At 62.9% G+C, this 5,661-nt stretch carries 6 protein-coding genes; 4 read left to right on the plus strand and 2 right to left on the minus strand.

Going from position 1 to position 5,661, the window contains the following annotated elements; all coding sequences use genetic code 11:
• A partial coding sequence (locus ACFE99_RS22080) for a GDP-mannose 4,6-dehydratase (protein ID WP_375488582.1) occupies nt 1-487 on the plus strand: 487 nt, incomplete at its 5' end.
• Between the two features lie 114 nt (nt 488-601).
• Here the strand turns inward: ACFE99_RS22080 and ACFE99_RS22085 are convergent.
• Both ACFE99_RS22085 and ACFE99_RS22090 read right to left on the minus strand, forming a co-directional pair.
• Nucleotides 602-1,249, minus strand: a complete 648-nt coding sequence (locus ACFE99_RS22085; RefSeq protein ID WP_375488584.1) for a TetR family transcriptional regulator — start codon at nt 1,247-1,249, stop codon at nt 602-604.
• A gap of 59 nt (nt 1,250-1,308) precedes the next feature.
• On the minus strand, nt 1,309-2,175 hold the full coding sequence (locus ACFE99_RS22090; RefSeq protein ID WP_375488586.1) for a TetR family transcriptional regulator: 867 nt from the start codon (nt 2,173-2,175) through the stop codon (nt 1,309-1,311).
• 471 nt (nt 2,176-2,646) lie between these two features.
• Between ACFE99_RS22090 and ACFE99_RS22095 the strand changes: the two genes are divergently transcribed.
• From ACFE99_RS22095 to ACFE99_RS22105, 3 genes are all read left to right on the plus strand, one after another.
• The gene (locus ACFE99_RS22095) at nt 2,647-2,970 is read left to right on the plus strand and encodes a PAS domain S-box protein (protein ID WP_375488592.1); all 324 of its coding nucleotides are present in this window, start codon (nt 2,647-2,649) and stop codon (nt 2,968-2,970) included.
• 763 nt (nt 2,971-3,733) lie between these two features.
• The gene (locus ACFE99_RS22100; RefSeq protein WP_375488588.1) at nt 3,734-4,033 is read left to right on the plus strand and encodes a PE family protein; all 300 of its coding nucleotides are present in this window, start codon (nt 3,734-3,736) and stop codon (nt 4,031-4,033) included.
• Between the two features lie 18 nt (nt 4,034-4,051).
• On the plus strand, nt 4,052-5,530 hold the full coding sequence (locus ACFE99_RS22105) for a PPE family protein (RefSeq protein WP_375488590.1): 1,479 nt from the start codon (nt 4,052-4,054) through the stop codon (nt 5,528-5,530).
• The last annotated feature ends 131 nt before the right edge of the window (nt 5,531-5,661 follow it).

Genomic DNA, 5,661 nt, shown 5'->3' on the forward strand with positions numbered 1-5,661 from the left:
ACATCCTCACCATCAACGCCGCCATCATGCTCACCCTGAGTGCCGGTCAACACGCCAAGACCCGCATCGGAAAGCGAGCGTGATCACGCTCTTCGCCAGTGCGATGATCTCCGGCCGAACGACGACTATCTACGGCGACGGCAGCGCAACCCGAGACTACGTTTACATCGATGACGTCGTAACTGCCTTTGTGTGCGCCGCGCATGCGCCAATCACGACGACCGGCACTTTTAATATCGGCACCGGCGTACAGACGACGCTCACCGAGCTGCACCAGCTGGTCGCAGCGGAAGTCGGCGTCTCGGGGCCACCCGATCACGCCGGGTCCCGTACCGGCGAGGTGCATGCGAGTGCCCTGGACCCAACCCGGGCGCGCCGGGTACTGGGCTGGAAGCCCGAAACCAAACTGACCGAAGGCATCAGTCGCACCGTCGACTGGCTGCGGGCGAGCCTCGATCACCAGGCGTCTGCACTCGCCCACGTCTGAGAACGGCAACCACAATCGTCAGCGGCGATGTAGCAACGCGGTGTTGGTGACGTTTGAGAAATGATAGGGCGGGATGCTAACGAAGGTGCCGGCGGTGAGGTCCACTCAGGTGGACTAGTTACCTGGCCGGCGGCGTAGGGACTCGCGGGCAAGGAACTCACGGAAGTAGGCCAGTGATGCATCGGCGACGATTGCCGGAAGGAGAAGTTCGAGGGAGCGGGTTAGCCGTTCGATGTGATCGTTGCGGTCTGCTGTCATGGATAGCAACTCCGCGCCGAGCATGGCGTTGAGGATTGATTCGCTAACCAGGTCGGGATCAAGCCCTTCGCGAACGTCGCCTTCAGCGCTTGCGCGGTTGGCCTGGGTTGTCATCGTGTCCAACCGGCTGCTCCAGACCTGGGAGGCCGTGCTGTTGAATTCCGCCAGCCCGCGGGTGAGTTGCTCGGCAGTGTGGGCTGTTTTGTCGGACACAAGGAGGTCTGTGACGACGAAGACCCCGTGGATCATGTTCTCGAGTGCAGGCGAGGGCGATTGGCAGACGTGTTCGAACACGCCGCGGGTCATTGTGGTGCCTTGTTCGATGATGGCGGTTGCCAGCGCTTCTTTGGAGTCGAAGTGGTGGTAGAGGGCACCTTTGGTCATTCCCGCACGCTCGATGATCTCGCCTAGCCCTGCGGCCGCGTACCCGACCTCGCTGAACAGATCTATGGCGGCATCGAGAATTCTTTGGCGGGTGGTTTCAGACCGGGCTTGGGGCACCATCGTCCCTCGACCTCCGCAGTGCGGTAGACGTGTGTTTGCGCTTTGCCAATTTCTGCTAGCTATCCGGCTGTCCCTGGCTGAAGGCCAACAGCGGTGGGACTGGCGGTCGGTATGCAGTTAGGCGGCGGCGGTGATGTGGTGTCTAGTGAGGGCGCCTGAGAAACCTTTTTCACAGCCAGTGCATGGCGTCGTTTGATGAATTGGACGAAGTAATCGATTCGATCAGGATTTGTGAAGCTGGGTAGTGCCAGTATCCATGCTCTTTGCAGGTTATCGAGGTGGTGCTCCGGTTGGCCGAGATCGCTGATTCGGCGCATACCCGCCCACAGCGCCACCAGCATTTTGGCGATGTCGTCAGGATCGGTGTGATCAACGACGTCGCCGTCGGCGACCGCTTTTTCGATGACGGTGGTAACGAACTTGATCCATGCGTGCCACAGTCTGGCCGGCACGGCGGTTGTGTTATCCAGCGTTTCGAGCAGTCGGGCGCCGGCTCGGGCCACTTCGTGTTGGATGTCTTGAACGGAGAGCAAGTAGAAAAGGTCGATCAGTGTTTCTAGTCCCGACATTCTGCGGGCAAGCGTGTCTCTGACTGCCGCACGAGTCATTTCGCTGAGGTCGTCAACGATCGCCAACGCCAGTGCTTGCTTAGACGGGAAGTGAAAATACATGGCACCTTTGGTGAGTTCGGCGTCTGCCAGGATGTCATCGAGGCTGACCATGCTGTACGAGCGGTGAGCGAACTGGCGTGATGCGGCGGCGATGAGCCGTTGGCGTGTGCTGTCGGCTCGCCGCTCGCCGGCCTCAGTCATCGTCACCCCTGTCTCGTTGCCGTCGCCGAGCGGCGGAATCGCTTCCGTCAACGCGATTTTGCCGCCGAGTCGGTCCCGTCGATGATAGGGGACGATGACCTGCCGAGTCTGCACCCAGTGCTGACCAGGCTGGGCGTTGCGCTGTGTCCATCGGAGTCTTCCGTCCGTCCGCAGGCTTCTCTCCACCTAGCGTCCCCCACTTATTCATCTTACCTAGGATACTTAAAGTTTGTAGTACTAGAAGTGTCATAAACCTTTACATAAGTTCGGTAAGTATGTACATTCCCTATTTAAGTACATCGCCGGTATATCGGCGCCGCGGGCTCGCGGGATGACCGTGCGCCTCCGTGTCGGCCTGCTTGCCTGGAGGAGCACATGTCGTTGGCGACCACGCAGCCGGAAATACTGGCATCTGCTCCCTCCGTCTCGAGGACGCGGCTATGTGCGGGGTGCTCGAACAAGCACCAGGCCGCTGGGGCTGGCATGGCCGCCAATCCGCGGCTTGAGCGGCGGCGTAACGGGAGCCCGGGCGACTCACCGATAGACATCCTGACGCGGTTGCCTGCCGTGGTGCTCCTGGAGCGGATGCCGGTTCCTTCGCTCGCCATGGCGCGAGACGGCGTCATCTTGTTCGCGAATACGGCGTTTGCAGAGATGATGGGCTACCGGCAGGAAAGCCTAGCCGGATTGGCTTTACCTCAGGTTTCCCGTACGGCGCTGGAGACGCTATATGCGCTTTCGGACGTGTATGCACCGCCGAATATGGTCGAGTTGCAGCATCATGAGGGTTGGACGGTGCGCGCCAAGATGAGCAAGTCGGCGCTGATGCGTAGCGACGATCCGGTGCTGCTGGTGACGTTTGAGAATTTGACCGAGCGGCTGTGGATGGACAGAACGATAGTGCGCTAGGGCTCGACCCTCTCGGCGCAGAGAGGGTGAACCGACTTTGTCGTCGGCGGGGTTCTATATCTTGCATCCGGCCGGGCTGAACATGCCGAAGGCGGAAAACGCCTCGCCCGATTGTGGACTCGTGCAATCAGTCGCTGACGGACAACGCCGCAGCGGTGCGAATGGACCACCATGGCGGTCTGAAGATTCGCCTTTCATAGTCGCCCAGACGATTCGGTGACAATGTTCTTTAGGCGCGCACGAATGCGTCCGACTGTACTAGTTCGATTGGCGCAGCGGGCGAACCGTCCAAGCTCCGCGATGCTGTAAGTCGCGGTCCGTGGCACGACAACTGTCTCGGCCGGCCCGCCGGGCATTGCGACCGCTATGGCGGGCGTGTACTCGTGGCGATCGACGCCCATGTGCAGATCGATGGCCACCCGGTTCCCCGCGGCCAGCGATCATCGGCAAGAGCTGGATCGTACCGATGGTCGCTGTTGCCTTGCTGGACACCCGACAGCATGCTGACCCCACCTCGTAGCGGCGCACCTCCCCGGGTCGGATTTCATGGTCGGAAGTCTCTGCCACCTTGTGAGTTTTGGTGCTTTTACATGCCCAAGTGGCTAGTGAAGACTATATATGCAGAATATCGCTTTACAATGCGACCGATAGTATGTATTTTACCTATTGGATGCAACGTCGGTATACACCCACGACCACACCCAGGCACTGCGAATAGCCGCTGCCGGCTTCCGGCGCGGCCCGCTTCCGTTAGGAGGAGCACATGTCTTTTGTGACCACACAGCCGGCACTGCTGACCTTCGCGGCCGGACACCTGCAAGGCATCGGCTCGGCAATGGCCGCGGGGAATATGGCGGCGGCAGGCCCGACGACCGCCGTGGTTCCCGCGGCGGCGGACGAGGTCTCGGCGCTGACGGCGGCCCAATTTGCCGCACACGCCCAGATGTACCAGGCGATCGGGGCCCAAGCCACCGCGATTCACGAATTATTCGTGAGCACCCTCGGGATCAGCGCCGGTTCGTACGCGGCTACCGAAGCCGCAAACGCCGCAGCGGTTCTCTGAGCTGCAAAAGCGCCAGCGATGGATTTCGGGGCGTTGCCACCGGAGATCAACTCCGCCCGGATGTATGCAGGTCCAGGGCCGGGGTCATTGCTGGCCGCCGCAGCCGCCTGGCAGGGGTTGGCCGCCGAATTGCATTCGGGCGCTGCCGCTTACACGTCGGTGATCTCGGGTCTGACCAGCGGGCCGTGGCTAGGGCCGTCCTCAACTGCGATGGCGGCCGCGGCCGCACCCTACGCGGCGTGGATGAGTGCCACCGCCGGGCAGGCTGAGCTGGCAGCCACCCAGGCCCAAGCGGCGGCGGGCGCCTATGAGGGGGCGTTTGCGATGACGGTGCCGCCGCCAGTGATCGCGGCCAACCGTGCTCAGCTGGCTTCGCTGGTTGCGACCAACATTTTCGGGCAAAACACTCCGGCGATCGCGGCGACCGAGGCCCAATACGGCGAAATGTGGGCCCAGGACGCCGCGGCGATGTATGGCTATGCCGCGAATTCGGCGGCAACTACCGCGAAAATGACGTCGTTCACCCCGGCGCCGCAGACCACCAACGCGGCCGGGTTGGCCGCGCAGGGGGCCACGGGTGCCCAGGTCGCCAGCACGTCGACCGGCACGGGCGTGCAGTCAACGCTGTCGCAGCTGATGTCCACGGTTCCCACGACGCTACAGAGCCTCGCGTCGCCCAGTTCGTCGACGTCGCCGACACCGGGACTTTCGGGAATCCTGAGTGGGCTTTCAGGTGGGTCTTCCTCCGCGTCGTCCCCAACCACGACAGGGCCCCTGGGAGCGCTTGGTTCCGCGTCGTCCGGTTTCTCGCTCGGAGGCATCGCCTCCAGCGTGGTTTCCTCATATGCGGCTCTCCCTGGCTTTTTCGGCATGTTTTTGGGGGCCAACGCACTGGGGCCACTTCTCGCCTCGTACACAGGCCCACTGAACAGCGCCCTTGTGAATCCCGCCGCCGCGGCCGCACCCATAGCCGCGGGTGCGGGCGCAGCCGCGCCCATAGCCGCAGGTGCAGCTGCCGGCGCGGCCGCTGAGGGTGCGCTGGGCTCAGGGTTCGCTGGAGGCGTCGGTGGTTTTGCAGGATGGGGTGGTCTGGCAGGGCTAGGTCAAGCGGCCACAGTCGGAGGATTATCAGTGCCGCCGAGCTGGGGCTGGGCCGCGACAGCTCCGGCGGCGATGCTGGGTAGCGTTCCGTTGGCAGCACCAGGCGTCAACCTCGGCGCCGCAGGTGCGGTACCACTGGCCGCTGGACTACCACTCATGATGGGCGGGCTACCGGCCGCCGCCGCAGCGGCTCCAGGCGGGATAACCGCTGCGAAGTACGGACCGCGCCTCGCCGTGGTGGCACGCTCGCCGGCTGCCGGATACCCGCCAACCCCGGCATCCCCGCAGACCCCAGCGGGGTATCCAATACCCCCTGGACTTCCTCCGCCGGCCCCCGGCTACACGCCCGCCATCGTCTACGTGCCCACCAATGGGCAGGCAGCGGCTCCGGTGTGACAGGAGGAGGTGCATTCATTTTCGCTCCCGACCACAGCGACTGGAATTTCGTATGCACATCAGTAAGGAGACATTCAGATGCCTACGCGTTTTATGACCGACCCGGACCAGATGCGGGCGATGGCGGGCCG

The sequence above is a fragment of the uncultured Mycobacterium sp. genome (genome assembly GCF_964249325.1).
Taxonomy (GTDB): domain Bacteria; phylum Actinomycetota; class Actinomycetes; order Mycobacteriales; family Mycobacteriaceae; genus Mycobacterium.

Excerpts from the sequence above, each read along its gene's own strand:
- ACFE99_RS22085 (WP_375488584.1), bottom strand. The coding sequence starts at position 1,249 with ATGGTGCCCCAAGCCCGGTCTGAAACCACCCGCCAAAGAATTCTCGAT.
- ACFE99_RS22095 (WP_375488592.1), top strand. The coding sequence starts at position 2,647 with ATGCCGGTTCCTTCGCTCGCCATGGCGCGAGACGGCGTCATCTTGTTC.
- ACFE99_RS22100 (WP_375488588.1), top strand. The coding sequence starts at position 3,734 with ATGTCTTTTGTGACCACACAGCCGGCACTGCTGACCTTCGCGGCCGGA.
- ACFE99_RS22105 (WP_375488590.1), top strand. The coding sequence starts at position 4,052 with ATGGATTTCGGGGCGTTGCCACCGGAGATCAACTCCGCCCGGATGTAT.